20 protein-coding genes are annotated in these 23,883 nt (G+C 47.4%); 19 read left to right on the forward strand and 1 reads right to left on the reverse strand.

The window, feature by feature from the left end:
• The first annotated feature begins 249 nt into the window (after positions 1–249).
• The 12 genes from FYJ60_RS04635 (at position 250) to FYJ60_RS12445 (ending at position 14,934) form a co-directional block, all read left to right on the forward strand.
• Entirely contained in the window at positions 250–6,534 is a 6,285-nt protein-coding gene (locus tag FYJ60_RS04635; RefSeq protein ID WP_154457390.1) for a hypothetical protein, read from the forward strand.
• A 14-nt stretch (positions 6,535–6,548) separates the two neighbouring features.
• Positions 6,549–6,923 (forward strand): DUF6711 family protein, encoded by a 375-nt coding sequence (locus tag FYJ60_RS04640; protein ID WP_154457391.1) that lies wholly within the window; start codon positions 6,549–6,551, stop codon positions 6,921–6,923.
• A gap of 9 nt (positions 6,924–6,932) precedes the next feature.
• On the forward strand, positions 6,933–9,218 hold the full coding sequence (locus FYJ60_RS04645; protein WP_154457393.1) for a hypothetical protein: 2,286 nt from the start codon (positions 6,933–6,935) through the stop codon (positions 9,216–9,218).
• A gap of 11 nt (positions 9,219–9,229) precedes the next feature.
• Complete coding sequence (locus tag FYJ60_RS04650; protein ID WP_154457395.1) at positions 9,230–9,412, forward strand: hypothetical protein; 183 nt, start codon at positions 9,230–9,232, stop codon at positions 9,410–9,412.
• A gap of 48 nt (positions 9,413–9,460) precedes the next feature.
• Positions 9,461–9,694 (forward strand): hypothetical protein, encoded by a 234-nt coding sequence (locus tag FYJ60_RS04655; RefSeq protein WP_154457397.1) that lies wholly within the window; start codon positions 9,461–9,463, stop codon positions 9,692–9,694.
• 131 nt (positions 9,695–9,825) lie between these two features.
• A complete protein-coding gene (locus tag FYJ60_RS04660) occupies positions 9,826–10,140 on the forward strand; it encodes a hypothetical protein (protein ID WP_154457399.1) in 315 nt (104 codons plus the stop codon).
• Positions 10,137–10,394, forward strand: a complete 258-nt coding sequence (locus FYJ60_RS04665; RefSeq protein WP_154457401.1) for a phage holin — start codon at positions 10,137–10,139, stop codon at positions 10,392–10,394. The genes FYJ60_RS04660 and FYJ60_RS04665 overlap by 4 nt, the downstream gene beginning before the upstream one ends.
• Before the next feature lie 56 nt (positions 10,395–10,450).
• Positions 10,451–12,328 (forward strand): GH25 family lysozyme, encoded by a 1,878-nt coding sequence (locus FYJ60_RS04670; protein ID WP_154457403.1) that lies wholly within the window; start codon positions 10,451–10,453, stop codon positions 12,326–12,328.
• 14 nt (positions 12,329–12,342) lie between these two features.
• Positions 12,343–13,734, forward strand: coding sequence for a hypothetical protein (locus FYJ60_RS04675; protein ID WP_154457404.1), 1,392 nt, complete (start codon positions 12,343–12,345; stop codon positions 13,732–13,734).
• Positions 13,735–14,205: 471 nt separating this feature from the next.
• Positions 14,206–14,598: a hypothetical protein gene (locus FYJ60_RS04680; protein WP_154457406.1), complete on the forward strand. Its 393-nt coding sequence runs from the start codon at positions 14,206–14,208 to the stop codon at positions 14,596–14,598.
• A complete protein-coding gene (locus tag FYJ60_RS04685; protein ID WP_154457407.1) occupies positions 14,595–14,735 on the forward strand; it encodes a CD1375 family protein in 141 nt (46 codons plus the stop codon). The genes FYJ60_RS04680 and FYJ60_RS04685 overlap by 4 nt, the downstream gene beginning before the upstream one ends.
• A gap of 28 nt (positions 14,736–14,763) precedes the next feature.
• A complete protein-coding gene (locus tag FYJ60_RS12445; RefSeq protein ID WP_205838960.1) occupies positions 14,764–14,934 on the forward strand; it encodes a hypothetical protein in 171 nt (56 codons plus the stop codon).
• 302 nt (positions 14,935–15,236) lie between these two features.
• Here the strand turns inward: FYJ60_RS12445 and FYJ60_RS04690 are convergent, their stop codons facing one another.
• Positions 15,237–15,500 carry a TIGR03905 family TSCPD domain-containing protein gene (locus tag FYJ60_RS04690; RefSeq protein WP_154457409.1) on the reverse strand — a complete coding sequence of 88 codons (264 nt, stop codon included), beginning with the start codon at positions 15,498–15,500 and terminating at the stop codon, positions 15,237–15,239.
• Positions 15,501–15,685: 185 nt separating this feature from the next.
• On the opposite strand from FYJ60_RS04690, the gene FYJ60_RS04695 reads away from it, so the two are divergent.
• From FYJ60_RS04695 to FYJ60_RS04725, 7 genes are all read left to right on the forward strand, one after another.
• Positions 15,686–16,429, forward strand: coding sequence for an HAD family hydrolase (locus FYJ60_RS04695; RefSeq protein ID WP_154457411.1), 744 nt, complete (start codon positions 15,686–15,688; stop codon positions 16,427–16,429).
• Positions 16,430–16,574: 145 nt separating this feature from the next.
• Positions 16,575–18,533, forward strand: a complete 1,959-nt coding sequence (gene rsxC / locus FYJ60_RS04700) for an electron transport complex subunit RsxC (protein WP_330579108.1) — start codon at positions 16,575–16,577, stop codon at positions 18,531–18,533.
• A gap of 1 nt (position 18,534) precedes the next feature.
• Entirely contained in the window at positions 18,535–19,167 is a 633-nt protein-coding gene (locus tag FYJ60_RS04705; protein WP_154457414.1) for a methylenetetrahydrofolate reductase C-terminal domain-containing protein, read from the forward strand.
• Positions 19,168–19,198: 31 nt separating this feature from the next.
• Positions 19,199–20,083, forward strand: a complete 885-nt coding sequence (locus tag FYJ60_RS04710; RefSeq protein WP_154457416.1) for a methylenetetrahydrofolate reductase — start codon at positions 19,199–19,201, stop codon at positions 20,081–20,083.
• 150 nt (positions 20,084–20,233) lie between these two features.
• Entirely contained in the window at positions 20,234–21,184 is a 951-nt protein-coding gene (locus FYJ60_RS04715; protein ID WP_154457418.1) for a PDZ domain-containing protein, read from the forward strand.
• A 121-nt stretch (positions 21,185–21,305) separates the two neighbouring features.
• Positions 21,306–22,886: a glucose-6-phosphate isomerase gene (locus tag FYJ60_RS04720; RefSeq protein ID WP_154457419.1), complete on the forward strand. Its 1,581-nt coding sequence runs from the start codon at positions 21,306–21,308 to the stop codon at positions 22,884–22,886.
• A 299-nt stretch (positions 22,887–23,185) separates the two neighbouring features.
• The gene (locus FYJ60_RS04725; RefSeq protein WP_154457421.1) at positions 23,186–23,818 is read left to right on the forward strand and encodes an HNH endonuclease; all 633 of its coding nucleotides are present in this window, start codon (positions 23,186–23,188) and stop codon (positions 23,816–23,818) included.
• Positions 23,819–23,883 lie beyond the last annotated feature (65 nt).

The raw sequence follows: 23,883 nt of genomic DNA on the forward strand, positions 1-23,883 counted from the left end.
CGGAGAACTGGTATCTCGGAGCATACATCTTGAACGCCACATACGTCGCGGTTTCAAAGTGTCTTGCGGGAAACAAATCCAATGCGAAATACCCGGAGCATCCATTCTCGTCCGAAAACAGAGAGGATACAGAAACAAAGGCACTTAGCGATGCTGAAAAATTCGGAATGTGGGTGTCTGTATTTAACGCAAACCGAAGCACTCAGGACTAACCGCCTTGAGTGCTTTTTTTTTTAATAGGTAAAAGGTATGTCAGATAACACAATTGACAGATTAGGAATAGAAGTCGTATCAAATGCGAGACAGGCACAGCAGGCTCTCGAGGGGCTGTCTTCCGCTATGAAACGTGCGGCGCGTGTGTCCGGTCAGTTCAATTCTGCGGAGCGTTCAGTATTGAGATTCAGCGCCAGTCTGTCCGCACTCAGCAAGGTCAATCTTGGAAGTACGATCTCTCAGCTTAGAGAAATTTCGGATATTGATATTTCGAAGCTGAATAAGACAGTTACGATTGATATCAAGCTGAAAGGCGCTGACGAAGCAAGCAGACTTCCACAGGCCATTCAGTCTGCAATCGACAGCACAAAGGTTGATTCAAAGAAAATTACAAATCAGATTGCGAAAGCGTTCCACATTACCGGAGCAGACAAGAAGGAAATCCAGTCAAATATGGATTCCCTTGTTTCTTCGTGGGCGAACGGTGTGTCAAACTGGAAAACTGTTGAACGTATCCCGGAAATCGTCATGCATTCCGGTTCTGTTGCGCGTGCAGACTTTGATGAATCTATCAGTGGGATGCGTGAGGAATACCAGCAGTTCCTTGACTATATGAACTCTCACCAGTTCAGAGTCGGAGCAGGGACATACGGTTCTGAGTGGAATGAGAAAGTCAATCAGACCGGAATGTTCAAATACTTCACGAAGACAAATAAACAGGTGGGGGAACTTGACGGTTCTTTCCGAGAGTTGGAACAGATGTTTCCTACTATTTTTACTGCGGATGATGCGGCTGCACAGACGGAAGAGGATCAGCTTGACCGGATTATTGCAAAGATCAACGAAGCGCGGGATGCAGTAAGCAAAAAGCCTATATCCCTGTACTCACAGAAAGACCAGGATGATATCTATGGAAAATTTTTTCTCGGTTTTTTAAATGATGCTAAAAGACTCAGGGGACGAGTAGATAGCGAAAAACAGTCTGCGCTCGCAAGCTCAGAGGGCAAAATTCCGATTGACGTGCAGATTGATGAATCAAGAATTGAGACACAGATTCAGCAAGCCATTAATCGTGCCACCAGTCGTAAGTATGACGTAAAATCTATTAATCTTAATGTAGATACAAGCACTCTTACGAACAGTATTGCGTCCGTAATCAACGGCATTGATATGTCAAAACTTCCGGTCATTGCTGACAACATGCAGAGACTTGCACAGAGCATCGGTGTACTTAAAACGGCGAATCTGAAAGATACAGGGATTACGCAGTTCGCAAACTCGCTTACCAAACTTTCCAGCGCGGATATGAGCGGGTTCGATTCTTCGGTTCTGGACAAGATCGTAGACACAGTACAGAGGGTATCGAAACTTGGAGACGTTTCCGCAAACATTAATCGTCTTGTGTCTGCACTCGCGAGACTTGCAAATGCAGGGGATAAGACACAGACGGTCGCAAGTTCACTTCCTCAGATGGGGGTTGCATTAAAGGGTGTTGTAGAAACGATGCAGAATGCATCGGGTCTCCCTGATGAAATAAATCAGTTTGTGTCTTCTCTTGCTAAACTCGCAACGGCAGGAAGCAAAGCACAGACAACCTCTGATAATCTTGCGACACTCGGAGACGCTATCGTATCTCTGGCACAGAAGTTAAACAGTATGCCGCAGATCAACGATAACGTGAATAAGTTTGTTTCTTCCGTTGGTCAGATCGTATCGGCAGGAAGCAAAGCTGGTTCTGCGGCAAGAGGTATCCAGAACGCCGCATCTTCTTCATATGGGGGGTCCGGAAGGTGGAACGCGGTCACACAGGTTGCGAATGGTATCTCAAATAAATTTAATGCCGCACTCAGACAGAGTGTGACAATCGCGCGTTCTGCAAAATCCAGCGTCGATGGATTCTTCAACAGTCTGAAACTTGGCAGTTCCGGGATTAATTCGATCTCCGCAGGAATCAAAACCATGATCGCTTCGATGCTGGGGTTCCAGGGCATTGTGAAGCTGTTCAACCTTGGAAAACAGGCTATTACGTGGGGTTCTGACATTACAGAGCTTGAAAACGTAGTAGATGTTGCGTTCGGTAATCTCGGTAAGAATTTCACTGACCTGTCAGGGAAAATTTACGAATTCGCGCAAAATTCTCAGGAACAGTACGGAATCTCTGAAATTGCCGCGAGAAGATATACCGGAACACTCATGAGCATGTTCAACTCGTCCGGTTTCGATGCGTCAGACAAGATGCATAAAGAAGCCGCACAGATGAGCCTTGATCTTACAAAGCTGTCCGGTGATCTTGCATCGTTTTATAACATCCCAAATGACGAAGCATTTCAGAAAATCCAGTCCGGTATGGCCGGTATGGTGCGTCCGCTCCGTGATCTCGGAATCAATATGAGTGTGGCAAACCTTGATGCATATGCGATGTCTCAAGGTATTGGACAGTCATACAGAGAGATGTCTCAGGCAAATCAGCAGATGCTCCGGTACAGTTATTTGATGTCTGTAACAAGTGCACAGCAGGGTGATTTTGCAAGAACATCCAACACTTACGCCAATCAGATGCGTATTCTGAAACTGAATTTTCAGCAGTTAGCGGCAACAATCGGACAGGGACTAATTTCTGCTATTGCCCCGGCAATCCATGCGCTGAATGTTCTGATGAAATATCTGATTGCGGCCGCAAATGCTTTCCGTAACTTCATGTACACACTGTTCGGAAAAGTAGCACCTGCCGCAAAAGGCATTTCAACCGGACTTGGTGGACTTGGTGACGATGCGGACAATCTCGCAACCGGAGCAGACAATGCGGCATCAGGACTTGGAGATGCAGCGGACAACGCAAAGAAGCTGAAAAAAGAACTTTCTGTTCTTCCGTTTGATGAACTGAATCAGCTTAATAAGCAGACGGAAACACCAAAAACATCTACTGGCGGTTCTGGCGGCGGTGGCGGTGCAGGCGGTGGAAGTGGACTCGATGATCTTCTCGGATTTGACGTAGATCAGCTTACAGGCGGCAACAAGACCGCAGATGCTATCAACAAGTGGGCGAAGAAGATCAAAGATGCGTTCCTCAATCATGACTGGTACGGAGTCGGCGCAACGATAGCCGACATGCTGAATACAGGACTTGCGAAACTGTACGGAGTACTTAACAGCCCTAAGCTGAAAAGAGCCATCGACCACTTCACAAGCGCAATTGCACAGGGTATCAACGGGTTTGTTGATAATTTTGATTGGGAACTTCTCGGACGGGCAGCCGGTTCAATGGTCAACCGTTTTGTACAAGCGTTCAACGGGCTTGTGGAGCGGATAAACTGGAGGAATATCGGCAGCTGCCTTGCCAAGAATGTAAACGGCCTTGTTGATGAAATAGACTGGAAAGGCGTTGGAAACGCCATCGGGAATGGAATCATGGTTCCGTGGAGGATGGCAAACGGTTTTGTACACGGTCTTAAATGGGATGAACTTGGGAGAAGTCTTGGAAACTTAATCAACGGCGCAAACCAGAAAATCAATTGGTCAGTTGTCGCGGACACCCTTACCGCTGGAATCAACGGAGCGTTTGTAACACTAAAGAATTTCACGGCTTCTGTAAACTGGAAAGAGATTGCGGATAACATAGTCAATGGAATCAATACTTTTATCAGCCGTGTGGATTGGAAGGGAAACGCCCGTGCGCTGAATCAGTTTATCCAGAATCTTCTTGATGCGCTCGTTGATATTGTGAAACGTACTGACTGGGAAGCCGTGGGAAATGCCATCGGCACATCCTTGCAGAATATTGACTGGGGAGCAATCCTTCAAAAAGTAGTAACTATTTTGTGGGATGCATTCTCAGGCATCATGAAAGGGATGTATCAGACTCCGGCAGGAGCTATAGCTGCGACGTTGGCACTCGCTGTCGGTGCTGTAAAAACAATTGCAGGGATAGACAATCTGCTTGTCCCGTTTGTGAATGTATTTTCGTCAACGCACGTGGATTCTGTTCTCGCCCCGGTAATTAAATCTGCGCTCGGAAACGTTCTGAAAAAAGCGGGAATAGAAGGTATTAGTGATGCAGGGGCGGCGGTGCAGCTTGCGTTGGAGTCTATGCTATCTTCCACAGTAGGTACAGTGGGACTTATTACAGCGGTAACTGCGGTTGGAGTGGGTGGTATAAAACTACTTGCAGATGCTATAGACGGTTTACAGGGAGGAAACGGTAAAACAACTATAGCCGGGAGCGCTTTACATTCGTTCGTTGGAGAGCTTGAATCTCTCGGTCAGATTTCTCAGACTTCCGCAGATCAGCTGTGGAGCTTTATTGAGCAAGAAGAGAGCGCCGGAAAAACCACATCACAAATCGCTGACGACGTGATGTCTAAACTTAGTCAGATGGGAGTTTCTTCTGATGGAGCAAAGACAGCGCTTAATAGTCTGTCAGATCAGGGGCAGATTACTGCGGACTCTGTAGATGCAATCGGACAAGCTGTAAATGAAAATTCATCTAAACTTCAAGGATTCAAAGGCGAACTTGATTTTTCAAATGTAAATGCAAAACAGGGGCTCTCCGATGTCCGTCAGGCACTCGTAGAACTTTCAACCTCCGCTGATGATTGGCAGGCCAGGGGGGTATATCGAAACATATTATCACAGTTCGATGATACTAGGAATTCCGGGATTACAGCACAAGACGGATATGCTATGGTTATAAATTCCATAAAAGATGCCGGTCTTGCTACAGATGAATTCTCGGACAAACTGTCTTTGAAATATGCGGCGTCTATAGATACCGCAAAAAACTCAACGGACAACATGAATGCATCCGTAAGCAATTTGGCTAATTCCGGTGACTGGCAGACTGTATATGACCGAATAGGGGAAATTTCCACTTCTTCTGACGGTATGGCACAGGAGTTCTCAGAACATGTATATCCTGTTCTCGAAGAAAGCAGGGAGCACGGGCAGACAGTTCAAGACTCGCTAAACAATATTCAGAATGCAGTAACCTCCGCAACCACGGATATGTCAGGCAAACTTGACGCATGGCAGAATGAAGTACTGGCTTATCACGACCAGATCAAGACAACACTGGAAAATACCGCTACAGATTGGGGAACGCTCGATGCGAACCAGTCACAGAGCCTTGATTCTCTGAATGCAAACCTTGAAAATAGCATACAGAACCAGCAGACGGCACTTTCCAACATGGAAGCTCTAAATAATGCAGGTCTCGATAAAGCTACAGTTCAGGCGATTCTTAATCAAATCGATCCTTCAACTCAGGCAATGTCAGATTTGATCGGCCATCTGCAAGCAGGCGACGGGGAATGGGAAGCGTTTCATAGCAAGATTCAGCAGAGTCTTGATATGCAAACCGACATTCAACAGATGGCGGACAAGATGACAACCGACTTTGCTACAAGTACCGCTCCGGCATTTGTCACCATAGGGGATGATTTCAAGACGCAAGGCGGACAGATCGGAGGATTCCTTGTAAAAGGGGTGTCTGACGGGGTGTTCAACAACGTTGGAGACGCTAAAACGGCAATGTCCAATCTGTCAGACAACATAATCAAACAGATAAACTCTGACCTCGGTATCCATTCCCCATCGATAGTAATGATTGAAAAAGGAAAATACATCGTGCAGGGGTTAGCAAACGGTGTTGCATCAAACTACCAGTTTGCTGTGGAAGCGATAAACGTAATACTCGGAAGAATAAGGCGGATTGTAGATTATTTCAATGTAAAAAAAGAAGGTGCTGGAATAACTAAATCTCTGTGTGAAGGAATTTCTTCTGAATCATCGACCGTGATATCCGGAGTGAATGGAATTGTGAAAAGCATCGGTGATGCCCTGTCAAACGTATCTTTTTATAACGAAGGATATCAAATGGGACAATCTCTTGCCAGAGGGTTTTCCTCGGTAGATATACCGACTCCACACTTATATGTTTCGGCTTGGAGCAGGAATCAGGTTGAAGACGCAGTGTACTACACGCCGAATTATGGTGTGTCATGGTATGAGCGCGGAGGACTGTTCAAGGGTGGCAACGGACAAATTATCGGTGTTGCAGAAAACGGAAAAGATGAAGCTGTTATCCCACTTGAGGATAATCGGGCAATGTCAAAAATTGCAGAAAGCATCATCAGTGCGGGTGGTATGAATAATTCTATGAATGAATCCGCAATAGAAAGAGCCGTTGAGCGTGGAATGGCAAACGCCTTATCGAGTGGGGCTATCGGCGTGACAGTCTACAGTACATTGCAGACGGACGATGAAACGCTGGCCAGGTCTGTAAGTAGGGGACAGGAGAAAATTAACTATCGCTATAACAAATAAGGGGTGATGAATGAATGTCAATGACTGGAAACGACAGCTTCATGATGGTAGACGGGGTGGCAATACCCACTCCGTCAAGCGCAGAGTGGGGCTTGCAGGATGTTTCTGCCGGTGAATCCGGCAGAACAGAAGATGGAGTGATGCATAAAAACAGAATCACACAGAAAAGAAAATGGACGCTTTCATGGGGGATTAAAGACCTCCAGACTGCCAGTATCATCGTGAAGGCTTTTAACCCCGAATATGTAAATGTAACCATGTGGGACATACTTGAAGGCGAATATACAACAAAAACATATTATGTTGGAGATAGGAAAGCCCCAATCAAGCTCTGGTGGAAAGACAAAAAGCTTGTTGGATCAGTAAGTTTCGACATCATCGAACAGTAAGGAAAACATATGATAACTACAAGTGCCGGATTTAAACACAACTTGCTTAATGATAATAGAAATTATAAATACTTCATAGATATAACCCTGTCTGACGGTAAAATTCTCAATATCACCAACTCCGATCTGTGGCAAAGGACATTCCGGATCGAAGATTCTGTATCGCAGGACAACAACCTCGATGTTGGTGATGCGATTATTAACAAGCTGTCATTCTCACTCAACAACATTGATGAGTCATATTCCGAATATGATTTCACAGACGCAGAGCTTGTAGCTTATATCGCGCTTGATGTGGACGGCGAATTAGAAAAACTGAAAAAATTCACAGGCGTTATTGACGAAACAATTTACAACGGTTCGCTCATATCCATTACCGCATTTGACAATATGAGCAAGGCGGATAAAGATTTTGATACGTCCGGAATCAAATTTCCAGTATCAATTGGGGAACTTATCTTGTATTGCGCCACAAAGATGGGTATTCCGCTTGAAACCGTAAAATTCCCCAATATGGATTTTGTTATTCAAAGCCTACCAAACGATAGCACGTCTGCCGTAACTTACAGACAAGTAATAAGTTGGTGCTCCCAGATATGTGGGTGTTTTGCAAGATGCAATCGTAATGGGGAGCTTGAAATCAAATGGTACAATACAGAATGCCTGATTGAACAATTTGCAGATGGAGGAACGTTTAACACAACTACAACACCTTATTCCGATGGTGACAGTGTGGACGGCGGAACGTTTAACACAACTACAACGCCTTATTCTGACGGAGCATCGGTTGACGCAGGTGTATTTACATCTATAGAGAGTCCACATTTTTTCACAGGATATTCTTCACATAATATTGGGGTGGATGATGTCGTTGTTACCGGAGTGTCTGTTAAAACAAAAGAGAGAGATTCAGAATCGGCTAGCAGTGGTTCATCCGGTTATATAATAGCCATAGAGAATAATCCGTTTGTAACAGAGAACAACAAACAGGCGATAGCAGATTTTCTTGGAAAACGGTTAATTGGAATTAAGTTTCGTACTCTGACAGCGAGTGTACTTTCCGATCCTTCTGTAGAAGCCGGAGATGTGGGCTTTTTCTATGCGCTGAATCATAACTATTACCCCGTTCTGGTATCGTCTGTGACGTTTTCTGCGGGAGGGTATATGAAAATACGATCTTCCGCTAAAACACCGGCGAGAAATAAGGCGGTTACATACTCAGAGGAAACACGGAACTATGTTGACTTGAGAAATAAAATAGCAGCCGAAAAAACTCTCCGTGAAATACAGGAAGAGAAACTCAACGATGCATTGAATTCGTCTGCCGGACTTTATACCACAATCGAAAAGGGAAACACCGGAAACATTTATTATTTCCATAATCACAAAGACTTGTCTGATTCCGACATCGTATGGAAAATGACCTCAGAAGCGTGGGGTGTTTCCACAGACGGAGGTAAGACCTGGAACGGCGGTATGACTGTTGATGGAGACACAATTACCAGAATTTTAACTGCAACCGGAATCAATGCGGACTGGATTAAAACAGGCAAGATTCAGGACACAAAGAGCAAGAATTACTGGGATATGAATACTGGGGAATTCCAACTTGCGTCAACAGTTACGGTTGGGGGAAAAACTGTTTCAAAAATTGCTTCGGATGCGGTGAATGCACAGACACAAAGAAGTATTTTTAACAAACTTACAAATAACGGACAAACACAGGGAATTTATCTCAGTGATGGCAAACTGTATGTCAACGCGTCTTATATCGGCACAGGGGAATTGTGCGATAAGAGTAGAAACACGGTTTTTAATCTCTCGACCGGAACTTTCACAATGAAAAAAGGGAGCATTAATATTGGAGGCGGGAGGTTTGTTGTAGATTCATCAGGTTATTTGACGGCGAGAGGGGTAAGTCTATCCGGAAGTTTAAGAACTGTATCTGGTTCAACATTTACAGAGCTTTATAACGGAATTCTTAGAGCAGGATATACATCTGGAGGTAGTGATACGATACACGGTACTTTTGATGCGAGTGCACAATATGAAGGCAACCAAAACTGTGTTTCATTACTAGCGAAAACAGGGTTCCTTGTTCTTGGTGGTACTGGGACTATATGGTTTACTGATAATTCCGGTACGGGGTACGCATGGGGATGGGTAAATTCTGACGGGCTTCATTCAAAAAACGGAGCCAACATCTCATCTGTAAAGATTCCATCGTCAATTAGAAGTGACGGGACTGTTGAAGCGTGGTATAGCTGTTCCATTGTTGATGGGATAGTGAAATAAGAGGAAAAAAAATGACATATTATAGCTTGTTAGATGGTATAAAAGAAAAAATTACAACGGATGAGCAGATGTGGAAATGTATAGAAGATGGAGGAAAAATGTATTCTGTAGATGATCAGGGGCGCGAGACGTTGATTGCAGAAAATCATGAATTCCTCAGAGGCAGACCCGCTTTTCCGGTAAAGATATTGTAATTAACTGTAGATTTAATGAAATTGAAAACGTTTGGAATGGAGGCACAAATGGAACTATCCGGAGAAAAACTAATGGCAATGGAAAGTATGATTACTGCGTATGCGTTAAATCAGATGCAATCTAATGATGTCTCACCGGAACTGGCATGTTTAATAATGAAGTGTGTACTTAATCAGTTTCAGGAAAATTACATTAACAGCTCGCTCTTGAACAGAATAAAAACCATATCAGTAGAATCAGAATCACATACTGATAAAAAGACCGAAGAAAGCAAAACATGAGGACTGGATAGTCGATGTGGAACAAAACACTGTAAGAAATGGTGAAAAAATAGTATAATAATACTGATGGAAATTTTTTTTATCCAGAAAGTTGACCCACAGTCCACAATTACAAGGAGTTCTAAAACATCATGAGATTTGACCCAAACTTAATTATCGCCCTTGTTTCCGTTTTGATTGCTTTTGTTGCCCTTGTCGTGACCATCTCAAGAAATGGTCACACGGACATACAGAAGCAGTTGGATGATGCGAAAGAAGCGGCGAAGAGAGACACGGAAATCAAGATGGGATTGCAGTCTATCCAGTCTGACACATCGGAAATTCGTTCTGGCATGGACGGACTCAAAGAAGAAGTGGCGCGGCAAGGAAAACGCCTGATTATCGTAGAGGAATCTACAAAATCAGCACACAAAAGAATTGATACATTGGAGGGAAAAAGCATATGATCAACTGGAAAGTAAGGATTAAAAACAAAAACTTCTGGCTCGCACTCATACCGGCAATTCTGTTACTCATTCAAACGATCGCCGCCCCTTTCGGATACAAGTGGGACTTTGTGGTTCTGAATCAGCAGTTCGCGGCTATTATCAACGCCTTATTCGGAGTTCTTGCAATTCTCGGAGTTGTAACAGACCCGACAACCAGCGGGGTGTCTGACAGTCGGCAGGCTCTTTCCTATGACAAACCTAAGAAAGATTGAGAGGAGGTGATCTTCCTATCTCCCAGCTATGGGTGAAATAGCAGATCGGAGGGTTTATGACGAAAGGAATAGATGTTTCCCAATGGCAGGGGACGGTTGATTGGAACGCCGTGAAAAACGCGGGGGTTGCATTTGTCATCCCAAGGGATGGATATAGGAATGTGATGGATTCCCGTTTTCTTGAGTATGTACAAGGTATTCAGAACGCAGGAATAAAAATATCTGGAATTTATCATTTTTTATATTCTGTTACAGATGATGAAGCGAGAAGAGAAGCTGATTCTTCCGTATCGTTTGCAGAGCGGGCGGGACTTCCAAAATCCACGATTATATTTGCAGATTTCGAATATGATTCTGTGGATAAAGCCGCACAAAGAGGGGTTGCGATAACAAGAGAAAATTGTACGTCAATGACCGTTGCATTTTGCGAGAGAATAAAAGAAAGAGGCTACATTCCGGGTGTTTACTACAATCAGGACTTCCGTAACCGCATGTATGACATGGATAAAATAGGAAAATACACCCAATGGTTGGCACATTATACCACAGGTAATCCTAGATGGACATGTGATTATATGCAAGACAGTTCTACAGGAAAAGTCCACGGAATTAAAGGAAACGTTGACACTGACAGGGAATATGGGGGCGCTGTGAATACAAAGTCCAGAGAAAAACTGCTGAAATCAGAAGTCGCAGCACAACTTATGACCCATCTCGTAGAACATTGGTATCATGGATATTCCCAATCTATGAGATGGGGAGATGGCGAAGGGTATTGCTATGTAACCGTAGGGGGGAAAACTTATGCACTGGCACAAGGGGATAGAGATTGCTCATCTGCTATTATAAACGCTTATGAGGTGGCTGGAATTCCGGTAAAAACGAACGGCGCGACATACACTGGGAACATGAAGGATGTTTTTGTGAGGTGTGGGTTCAAGTGGCATCCAACACGTAAAGGCATATGCACTGATGGATATAAGCCAAAACGTGGTGACGTTGCGTTAAATATAATCCATCATACAGCCATGTTCAAAGACCCCGACACACTGATGCAATTTTCCATATCTGAAACCGGTGGTGTAACCGGTGCGGATGGAGACCAGCTTCAGAATGGCGAATATGATTCGTCAGCAAGAGGGGAAAGCAATACAAGATCGTTTTACGATTATCCTTGGGATGGAGTATTGGAAGCCCCAGAAGTGTACACTGACGGTACGATACATGAGACTCCGATAAAAGTATTTGCTGCTTTGTCGATGGGGAGCAATGGTGACGGAGTAAGGGAATTACAAAAAATGCTGACTGCCATCGGCTATAGCGTAGGTTCTGCCGGTATTGATGGCTATTTTGGTTCAGCCACATCGACGGCATTAAAAGCTTTCCAGAGATCGTCTGGCATCGTGGTTGATGGAATATATGGCAACCAGTCTCAAGCAGCGTTAGTGTCTGCTTACAATAAAATTCAGACCACCCGGGATGCCCAGATTCCGCACATCGAGTATGCAGTGAAAACACTGCATCATGGAATACTCCAGTTCGTGAGGGACAGGACGGATTTTGCCGGTTACGCAAATGACGCTATTGTAGGTGTCTCAATCAGGGCGGTTAATGGGGGTTTTGTAAAGTATCGTGTGCATGCGTCTGGGAGATGGTTCGGATGGGTGACAGGATGCAATTGGAACGACATAAAAAATGGTTACGCAGGGAATGACAAGGATTCCATTGACGCTATCCAAGTCATGTATTACACGGACATCCACAAGACCGGAGGAAAATATTATCGGTCACGTTATCAGGTGAAGCCGTATGATAGAAAAGATTATTGCTCCAACATCTACGATACGGACTTCAGCAACACAGACGGGGGCGGGACGGCAGGCATCTTCGGACGTCCATTCACACAGATATTGATTGACCTTGTTGAAGCATAAGGCGGTGATAATTAATGGCAATCCAACACAGACGAGGAGATTACAGTAAATTTAATAGTGGACGGATGGTCGATGGGGAAATTGCCGTCGTGTTAAGCGGAGATCCGTCGGACACAGATGGGGATGGAGTATACGTGGCTTTCGCCCCAGGAAAAGCAAAGAGAATTGCTTTTTCTGATGATGTGAATAAAGCAAAGACTGACGCAATAGCCACATCGAAGCAGTATGCAGAATCAGCAAGAACAAGTGCTGTGAATGCGAAAACTTCTGAAACGGCGTCTGCCGGTTATGCGAAAACGGCGTCCGATGCTGCAAAGACAGCACAGACATCCGAAACAAACGCTTCAAACGCCGCAACCTCCGCAGAAAGTTCCACATCTTCTGCATCTACATCAGCTGCAAATGCTAAAGTGTCAGAAACCAACGCCAAAACTTCTGAGACGAATGCAGAAGCAAGCAAGACTAATGCTAAAATATCAGAAACTAATGCAAAGACAAGTGAAACAAATGCTGCCGCCTCTGCGCTTGCAGCCAGTAAAAGTGCATCTTCTGCATCCACATCAGCTGCAAACGCTTCCACGTCCGAGACAAATGCAAAGACATCTGAGACAAACGCAGAGGCCGCCCTACAGGAAATACAATCACAACTGTCAGAGACTGGATTAGTGAGTGTCAAAAATCAATTAGATAAACTGACGTATCCGGGACATGACCAGGCGATTATGGGAACTGACAGTTACGTGTGTGATGTGGGGCAGAAATTTGCCGCAACGCTGGTAAGCAACACATCGTTAAAACTGGCTGACGGAGAGGGCGTTCTTCAAGGCGTACGGTTTAGAATCCAGTATGGCAGCACAGTTGCATTGACGATTGCTACCGGTACGTCCGGATATAAACGCATTGATTTGGTGGTAGCCAGGTATACAAAATCCACAGGCGCGATCAATTTTGTGGTGATAAAGGGAACTAACGCCACATCTTCCCCTGCAACACCAGCCTATAATGCCGGCAGCGTAATTGCGGGAGCGGCAGTTGTAGATTTCCCGCTGTATAAAATTACGCTTGACGGAACCACAGTTTCCAGCGTGGATAAATTGTTTACACAATTACAAACCATGAAGGAAATGCAGGACGCGATTAGTAAATTAAATACCGAGATCGTTACACAGGAATTATCAATTGGTTCAGCTGATAATAGTAATTATTATGGTGAATTTTTATATTACATACACATTCCAACCTCAATTTTTTCTAAAAAAATTATCAGCTATAACGTAGTTTCATCCTCCGGAGTTGGAGTAATCAGGTCTGTAAATCTGAGTGATGATTATTTGATAATGACCACAAACTCTAATTCAAATAATGGAAAAGTAAAATTTAGGTTTGTGCTTCAAAGTAAATCGTAAAATACCGATACTCTGATTAGATCGCTGAAAGTTAGTTCTTTTACAAATACGTCTGGAATTTATATCGCTGATGCTACTGTACCCATTATCAATGGCTATGAACCTACAGTTATACAGGTACGCGATGTTCTTCCGGGAAGAGATCGAATAATCACAGCAACATTTGTAAATAGCAAATCATCTATAACAGTACAATCTAATTACAATGTTACCGGTTGTTATGCAGATATTTTGTATCTTCCTAAATAAATACCGATACCGGAAATATTATTTCAGGGCATACCATAGTTCCATTTGCTACTCGCCTCAAAGGCATTAATAACAAACACACCTTGAGCTTTAAGTGGGATGACGCAGACTTAAATAATGTAAAATTGGTTTTTTACATCGACGATGTCCCCATGAGAAAGATATAAAAGCGATATTTAATTAACTATGGTAATTTTTACACAATTTAAGAAAGGATAAAAAATGGAACTAAATTTTAACAATGGGAAAAAATTAGAGATCACTTCATCCGCGGCGGGTTCCGGAATTCTAACCATCCGTATGCTACAGCAGAATATTGATGATCTTCAGAAAATTTTTTCCGATGAACTGGGAACAAAGGTTATTACCGTGCACGAAGATGGGAAGGAGGATATTGCATATGAAAATTACACGCAGCTGAGCCGAATATCTGTATACACTGGCGGGATTTACGAGGTTGAGCTTCGCCAGAAAGAGGCCAGCACAGATACAAAAATTGCGGATAATACCGCGCAGCTCACGGAGACACAGGAGGCGATCGCAGATATATATGCCCGGCTGGATGCCATAGACGATCAGCTTGCGGCAAAGAACGAAAAGGAGGTTACGGCATGATCAGGGCAAAGATTTACGCAAGATTAATCATTAAAGGAAAAATGACAATTTCGGATGTTTCCCAGAAATACCCGGCATATTTGGATGATGTAAAACAGGCACTAATTGAAATGGGGCACCCCGAGCTGTCAGAGTAGGAGAAGAATTTATGATCGACCCAAGCACATGGATAGCACTGGCGGAGCTTCTGGATTCAATGATAACGTGTACGAATTTTTTGCAATGCGGATTCACGAAGGTTATCTGACGCGGGATGCAATTAAAGCAAAGAGCTTCTTTGAAAAAGTGAAAGATGCTTACGCGAAAAAGTATCCAGATGAAAAACTGGACAAATGATGCAATATAAAGAGAGAATCGTTTAATAACGGTGTTGTGTAGCAAACGTGTAGCAATATATCACTCTCCGTCACGTTATGACGAGATATAAAACACTGGAAACACGCCGATTCACGCCATGTCGGCACGGAAACAAAGTCCGGTCGCCGGCAGGCAGCAAAGCCCCGGAAGTCCTTGTATATAAAGGACTTCCGGGGCTTCACTTTTGCTTCATCTGGCAAATATCCCGCAGATACGCGCAGCACTGGTAAATTTCCGGCAGATGCCGGCCCAGCTGCTTTATCTTCTCACGATTTTCCCGTTTAAGCCTTTGCGTCTGCCTGAAGAGCCTTTTCGATTCCTTTTGCCAGCTGGTCGGCACAGGAGGTTCCGCGGGTTCCGCAAGGATTCCCTTTTAACAGAGTAACAGCGCTTCTGGCATCGCAGCCTTCCAGAAGCTTGGAGACAGCCAGTGTATTTCCCGGACATCCACCGTGGAAAACAATATGGTGAAGCTTTCCGTTCTCCAGGCTGAAATCAATCTGCGAAGCGCAGGTGCCATTTGCTTTAACTGAATAATTTTCCATCACATATCCTCCCTGATCATACCGTTCTGCCGCGGACGGCGCGTTTGGCCGGCGGCCGAAGCTTTGCTGCAGATTCATTATTATCCTCTTTCGCAGAGGCGGTTGTCAATAGCCGGAAAATAACAGAAAATATAAAAAAGAGGCATGAATGGAAAAGAAGAGGTGCGCATGAGCGAGGGCTTTTTATGAGCGACGAAGAAAAATTTTATCAGTCTTTCTGCCGCAGAGAAATGTTTGCCGAGACAGAGGCTGTGCCATACCTGCTGGAGAGAGGCGTTCAGGCTGCTGTCTTTGATATAGACGGGACGCTTCTGGATTCCATGCCTTTCTGGGATTTTCTAGGGGAGAGGTATCTGCGGAAGAGGGGAGAATTGCCGGAACCCGGCCTTCGGGACATTCTCTTCCCAATGACCGTAGAAGAAGGTGTGCATTATCTGAAAACCGCGTATTATCTCCCCGATTCGGAGGGAGCGATCCGGAACGGGCTTTACCGGATCGCGGAGAAGTTCTATCGGGAAGAGGCTGCTCTGAAAAAGGGGGCGGAAGATTTTCTTCACAGGCTTTCCGGGGCGGGAGTCCCCATGGTGCTTTGTACCACAGGGGAAGCGGAGCCGGAGAAGGCCGCCCTCTCCCGCCTGGGAGTTCTGGATCTGTTCCGGGATCTTTTGGCCTGCGGGGATTTCCGCCTCACGAAGCGTACGCCGGATATTTATCTGCTCTGCGCGGAACGGCTGGGTACGCGTCCGGAACGTACGCTGGTCTTTGAGGATGCTTTTCAGGCGATTGCGTCCGCAAAAAGGGGCGGATTCCTTACAGCCGCGGTGGAGGATGAATCAGACCGGAAGGAGCGGGAAAAAATAGTGAGAACAGCGGACTTTTATTGCCCGGCCGGTTTTTCCGCACTGTATGTCAGGCAGGAGAAACCGTGACTAAAACTCTGTTGCCGTCCGGGATTCTGTGATATAATCCGAATCAGATGTCAGGCATTCTTGTGCTTCCGCGGAAGGAATTCAAAAGGCGGGATTCCGGACCCGGTATATGCCCTGGCAGGAAAACTCAGAAAGGAGATTGAGGGTGAATTATACCAAGTATGCGCTAAAAGATAATGAGGAGCTGAAGTCCCTGCTTGCTTCTTCAGATGATCTCTTCGTTGTCGCGTGCAACAAATGTTTCAAGGAATTTGAGACGGTGAATGAGCCGGACTGCGATACCTTTGTCCAGCTCGCTTCTGAACAGGGCAGAAAGATTACAGGTACCGTCAAAGTGGATTTTCTCTGCAATAAACTGCTGACAGAGAAAAAACTGAAAGATGTGATTCCGGAAGGAACAAAGAATGTCGCGGTTATTTCCTGCGGCCTGGGTATTCAGACAGTTGCGGAGCTGGAGGAGGTTCCGGTTCTGGCCGCTGCCAATACACTGAATTACACCGGAAATCACGGCATGGCACTTACAGAGAAAACCTGTGGGGCATGCGCGCAGTGCTATCTGAACATTACAGGCGGCATCTGCCCGGTGGTAGACTGCTCCAAGGGACTGCTGAACGGGCAGTGCGGAGGCGCAAAGGACGGAAAATGCGAAGTCGATCCGAAGAAGGACTGCGCCTGGGAAAAAATCTACCAGAGGCTGGAGAAACAGGGCCGTCAGAAGGAATTCCTGGAGGAGCCTGTCCAGCTGAGGGATTATTCCAAGGTGGATGTGAAGGCCATCAGCGAATATGTGAAAAAAATCCGGGATATCCGTCTCTCCGGCTATAACGGAGGGGTTCATCCGGAGGAAAACAAGGAACTGGCGGAGAGCTTCCCGCTGAAGAAGTTCCCGGAGCCGGAAACTGTAGTGATTCCCCTGTCCATGCATGTCGGAAAACCGGCAGTACCTATTGTAAAGGAAGGCGATACGGTTAAGCTTGGCCAGAAGATTGCAGAGGCGGACGGGTTTGTCAGCAGCAATATTCATTCCAGCGTCAGCGGAACGGTTGTCGCAGTGGAGCCCAGAAAGCATCCGAACCGCGGAGAGGTGATGTCCATTGTCATCCGCTCGGACGGGAAAAACACACCGGATGAATCGGTGCGTCCGAATAAGCCTCTGGAAGAGCTCAGTCCGGAAGAAATTGTGGAGATTGTAAAAGAAAAGGGCATTACCGGTATGGGAGGCGCGGGTTTCCCGACCTTTATCAAGCTGAAGCCCGGCAAACCGATTGATACCGTTTTGCTGAACGGCTGCGAATGCGAGCCTTATCTGACTGCGGATCACCGGGTGCTCCTGGAGTACGCGGACGATGTGATCTATGGCCTGAAGGCCATTATGAAGGCGGTTGACGCGCCGAAGGGAATCATCGTCATAGAGGACAACAAGCCGGATGCCATTGCTCTTCTGCAGTCCAGGACAGAGAACCTGGACAATATCGAGGTCCAGACAGTCCGGACCAAGTATCCGCAGGGAGCGGAAAAAACACTGATCAAGAATGTGCTGAAGCGTCTGGTTCCCAGCGGGGGACTTCCCGCGGATGTCGGAACCGTTGTGGACAATGTCAGCACCGCCGTGGCGATTTCGGATGCCATTCAGAAGGGAATGCCGCTGGTGGAACGTGCGGTTTCCGTGACCGGCGAACATATCGCGAACCCCGGAAACTTCATGGTAAAAATCGGTACCAGCGTGAAGACGCTGATTGATTACTGTGGAGGCATTGCCGGGGAAGACGTTACCGTCAAGATGGGCGGACCGATGATGGGATTCCCGCTTACGGATGAAGATGTTCCGGTGATCAAGGGAACCAACGGGATTATTGCCATTGACATAGACCATACCAAAGAGGAAGAGTGCATCAAGTGCGGCCGCTGTGTGGACGTCTGTCCGATGGAGCTGGCGCCGCTGAACTTCGCGAAATATGTGAAGGAGGGCAATGCGCAGGCGCTTCTGGACAATCATATCAGAGACTGCTTTGAGTGCGGCTGCTGCCAGTATATCTGTTCATCCAAGATCCCGCTGGTGGAGAGAATCCGCACGGGCAAGAAAATGATTATGGAGGTGAAATGATATGCTGATTACCGAACTGAAATCAAAAGAAGAGATTCTGTCTCTTGCGGGCGATAAAGCATTTATCATTAACTGCCTCGGATGCAAGGAAATTTATTTCCCGGAAAAGGAAGCGAAGGAACTCCAGAAGGAGCTCTCCGATGCGGGAAAGGTGACAGGAATCCTTACCACAGATTATATCTGCAATCCGGATAACATGAAGCTCCGCCTGCAGGCGCATCTGGAGCAGATTGAGGAGGCGGATACCGTTCTGGTGTTCTCCTGCGGCGTCGGTGTGCAGACCGTTGCGGAGTTTCTGGAAGATAAAAAGGTGTGCGCGGCCTGCGACACAATCCGGCTTCCAGGCTTTCAGGGAGTGACCCCCACTGAGGTGGACTGCGGGCAGTGCGGCGAATGCTATCTGAACTTGACCGGCGGAATCTGCCCGATTACCGCGTGCTCCAAGAGCCTGGTAAACGGCCCCTGCGGCGGAACGAAGGACGGGAAATGTGAAGTGGATCCCAGCATGGAATGCGGCTGGGAACGCATCTACAGACGTCTGGAAAAGCTCGGACGTCTGGACGTGCTGCGGTTCCCGACGCAGATGCATGATTTTTCTACCGATGAAGTAACCAAGGAATGTAAAGAATCCTGATGACAGACAGAAACTTGAGGAGTGAAAACAGATGAAGATTACAGATTTGTTTGAACGTGGTGAATTTGCAGTTTCCGCCGAGGTGGGACCGCCCAAGGGTATTCATATTGAGGAGATGATCGAGGATGCCAAAAAGTATCTGGGCGGTGTGGACGCCATCAACGTAACGGACTGCCAGTCTTCCGTCATGAGAGTCGGTTCTCTGGCTGTCTGCAAGGAGCTGAAGGATGCCGGGATGAATCCCATTTTCCAGCTGGCCTGCCGTGACAGAAACCGGATTGCGCTGGAGTCCGACCTTCTCAGTGCCGCTATGTTCGGCATTGATAATGTCCTGGCTTTAACCGGAGACCACACAAAGATGGGCGACCATCCGCAGGCAAAACCGGTATTTGACCTGGATTCGGTTTCCCTGCTGCACACGATGTGCGTGCTGGAATCCGGCAAGGATCTGGGCGGAAATGACCTGGTGGGAGAACCCCCGAAATTCGCGAAGGGTGCCGTGGTGTCCCCGTGCAGTGATTCCGTGGATGCCCAGCTGGTAAAGATGGAGAAAAAAATCGAGGCCGGCGCTGAGTTTTTCCAGACCCAGGCGGTCTTTGACTCCGAGAAATTTATCCGCTTTATGGAGCGGGCAAAACAGTTCGGAAAACCGGTCATGCTTGGAATTATTATTCCGAAGTCCGCGGGGATGTGCAAGTTTATGAATAATAACGTTGCGGGTATCTCCGTTCCGGATTCTGTTCTGGAGGAGCTGAAGGCGGACAAGGAAAAGACGAAGGCTGGAATTACCGGCGTAGAGATCGCGGCCCGCATTATCCGGGAGTGCAAGCCCTACTGCCAGGGCGTCCATATTATGTCCCTGGGCTGGGAATCCAAGATTCCTTCTCTTCTGGAGCAGTCCGGACTGGCCAGATAACCGTATAATCAGACAGAAATCCCGCTCCTGACGCGGGGTGTGAAACACTCTCTTCACGGGTTGTTCACGGTTCCTTCACGCTTTTTCTTTATCATGCGAAGGGTAGAGAAAAAGCGGCCGGAGGCCGTCCTGTGAAGGGAGATTTTTATTATGTACGACAATAACAGCGGCGAGAGCAATAATCATAACAGAAATGCAGATGGCAGTTACAGCGGAAACCAGTCCTGGCAGAATGGCAATGGGAATCAGCCGGGCGGAAACGGCGGCTCTTATGGAAACAGTAACGGAAATCCCTGGTATAATGGCAGCCCGTACGGCGGCCCGTATACCGGAGGGAACAATCCCTATGGGGAAAATCATTTTGCAGGAAGCGGCAGGCGGCCGGAAGGGGATAGTACCGGGAAACGTGTCGGAAGGGCAGTTTTAAGCGGCGTCATCGCCGGCCTTGTGGGCGCGGGCGTCATCTGCCTGGTGGGCTCCGCCGTTCTCCCCAATGTCATTGACAATTCTGTGAATTCCGCGGCGGAAAAGATTGAAAAATCGATCGACAATTCCTGGGGAAGCCTGCCGGATTTCAGCCAGGGCGGATCCGGAAGCAGCGGGGATAATTCCGGCAGCCAGGGAGGCGGAAACAGTGGGGAAACTCCGGATGATCAGAATTCGGACAGCAGCAGTTCGAGCACAGACGGCGATACCAGTTCCTCCAGCGGTGCGTTCCTGGGCGTTTACTGTGAGAATATCTCGGACATTCAGGATACCGACACCAGCGGCTATCCGGAGGGCGTTTATGTCAAGGAAGTAACGGACGGCAGCCCGGCGTCCCTGGGCAGCATTAAGGCAGGCGATATTATCACGGCGGTAGATGACACAAAGGTGACTTCCTTTGATGAGCTGGCATCCGTTATAGCCAGTCACAAATCGGGAGACTCCGTAACCATTACGCTGCAGAGAAAAACCGGAAGCGAGTGGAAGGAGTCTACCCATCAGGTGACACTGACCGAGAAACCGCAGCAGTCCTCGGACTCCGGTTCCGGCAGTGACCTGTTCGGGCAGATGTTCGGAGACCAGGGAGGCAGCAGTGACGGCTCGGACAGTCAGTGACAGTTGGACAGTCGGTGGCATCAGAGGAAATTCCTTTGGAAAATGCCTCCGTTGTGTTACAATGTTTCCGGTAACAGGCATTTCTGTTTAAGTGTAAATGTTGTTATGGAGGAAATCTGAGATGGCAGACTGGAAAAATCTGGATGAACTGACTGCATACAAGGAGCTGGAGAAGTTATCTCCCGTGGATCTGAAAACGGTTATGGCCGGGGAGAGCGGCGCAGAACGCGTGAAGAACTGCAGCATTCCCATGGCGGAGGGGCTTGCCTATAATTACGCGGCCAAGGCAGTGGACGGCAGAATTACGGACCAGCTGGAGAAACTCGCCGCGGAGGCGCAGCTGGCGGAGAAATTTGAAGAACTGTATAACGGTGCTGTCATCAATACAGGGGAAAAACGGCTGGTCCTGCATCATCTGACCAGAGGACAGCTGGGAAAACCGGTTATGGCGGACGGAGTGGACAAGCGCGCCTTCTATAAAGAACAGCAGGAGCGTATTGCGGAATTTGCGGATAAGGTACACAAGGGAGAAATTACGAACGCCGCCGGGGAAAAATTTACGACGGTGGTCCAGATCGGTATCGGCGGAAGCGACCTCGGACCGAGAGCCATGTATCTGGCACTGGAAAACTGGGCGAAAAAGACAGGAAACTTCCGTATGGAAGCAAAGTTCATCAGCAACGTGGACCCGGATGACGCGGCGGCGGTGCTCGCTTCCACAGATGTGGCGCATGCTATCTTTGTCCTGGTTTCCAAATCCGGCACAACGCTGGAGACGCTGACCAACCAGTCTTTTGTCATGGACGCGCTCCGCAAACAGGGTCTGGATCCGGCAAAACATATGATTGCCGTCACCAGCGAGACTTCCCCGCTGGCCAGCAGCAAGGATTATCTTGCGGCCTTCTATATGGACGACTATATCGGCGGCCGGTATTCTTCCACTTCGGCGGTGGGAGGAGCAGTGCTCTCCCTTGCTTTCGGACCGGAGGTGTTCGCGCAGTTTCTGGATGGAGCAGCGAGTGAGGATAAGCTTGCGGCGGAAAAAGACCCGAAGAAGAACGCGGCGATGATGGACGCCCTGATCGGTGTCTACGAGCGCAATGTGCTGGGGTATCCTGCGACGGCGGTGCTGCCGTATTCCCAGGCGTTATCCCGTTTTCCGGCGCACCTTCAGCAGCTGGATATGGAATCAAACGGAAAATCCGTCAACCGTTTCGGCGATCCGGTTTCCTATGTGACAGGGCCGATTATTTTCGGAGAACCCGGAACGAACGGGCAGCATTCCTTCTATCAGCTTCTGCATCAGGGAAAAACCATTGTTCCGCTGCAGTTTGTAGGATTCCGGAAGAGCCAGATCGGCACGGATGTTGTCATTCAGGACACCACCAGCCAGCAGAAGCTCTGTGCCAATGTCGCGGCGCAGATAGTCGCGTTTGCCTGCGGAAAGCAGGATGAAAACAGAAACAAGAATTTTGAGGGAGGACGTCCTTCCAGCATCATTATCGGCGACCAGCTTACGCCTGCTTCTCTGGGAGCTCTTCTGGCCCACTTTGAGAATAAGGTGATGTTCCAGGGATTTCTGTGGAATGTCAACAGCTTCGACCAGGAGGGCGTTCAGCTTGGAAAAGTGCTGGCAAAGCGTGTCCTGGCACACGATACAGAGGGCGCGCTGCAGGTTTACAGCAGACTGCTGGAAATTTGATGACCTCCACTTTGCTGCGTTTTATCTGCATCTTGTGAGGAATATTCCCCATTTCCTGCCGTTATATGACATATACGGAGACCAGGTCCCCACCTGAGCAGACGCGGCTTTAGAAATCGGATATCCTTATCGTTTGGAATGCCGGGCGCTTTCAGACCCTTCTCAAGAGGGAATGGAGGCGCCCTGCTGTGTTTCCGGCCGGCGCCAGGATCCGGAAGCGGCTGTTAAGCGCTGCTGGGCGCAGAGGCAGACAGAAACGGACTATCGCCTGCTGACGCAGGGAGAATAAAGAAGAAGTTATGGATGACCGGGAAATATATATTGTAGAACTTCATGTTCCGGCCGGAAGGAAATTCCGCAGGTGGAGGTTCCGGGATTTCTCCGAAACTTCCTCCGGTACCTATCAGGCGGAGTACGGAAAAAGAAAGGCCGCAAAAAGGCTGAGGAAGGCGGAAAAATACGGATACCGGGTACGTATGTACCGGAAACGCTATGGAAGATCCGGAACCTACCGGTACCGCTTTATGAAGGCGTATCCTCCCGAAAACGGAAAATACCGCTGCGTCTACTGCGGAAAAAAAATCCGTCCGGACAAAATGACGGTAGATCATGTCATTCCGGTGGATGCGGCCAAAACATCGAAGAAGGCCCAGCGCCTGATAGACCGAAGATATGAGAACGGGGTCAATGACCTGGATAATCTGGTGCCCTGCTGTTACCGGTGCAATCAGAAAAAGGGAAGCACCTACAGCTGGCGGTGGAGGATCCGCGCCAGGTACGGGAGGAGGGCGGGCTACTGGAGGTTTGTACATCTTGTCCGGCTGCTGGTTTTCCTTGTGGTGCTCCTGGCCGCCTTCTTTCTTGCGGTCAGATTCCGGGTTCCGCTGCGGCAGCTGTTCCCGTCCGGAGCTGTATGTCCGGCTGTGTTCTGAAAAAATCCGTCTGCCGCTTTGTAAGAAGGAAAAACTATCACAGACAGCTCCTTTTTGTGATATGA

The organism is Bilifractor porci (genome assembly GCF_009696005.1).
Lineage (GTDB): Bacteria > Bacillota > Clostridia > Lachnospirales > Lachnospiraceae > Bilifractor > Bilifractor porci.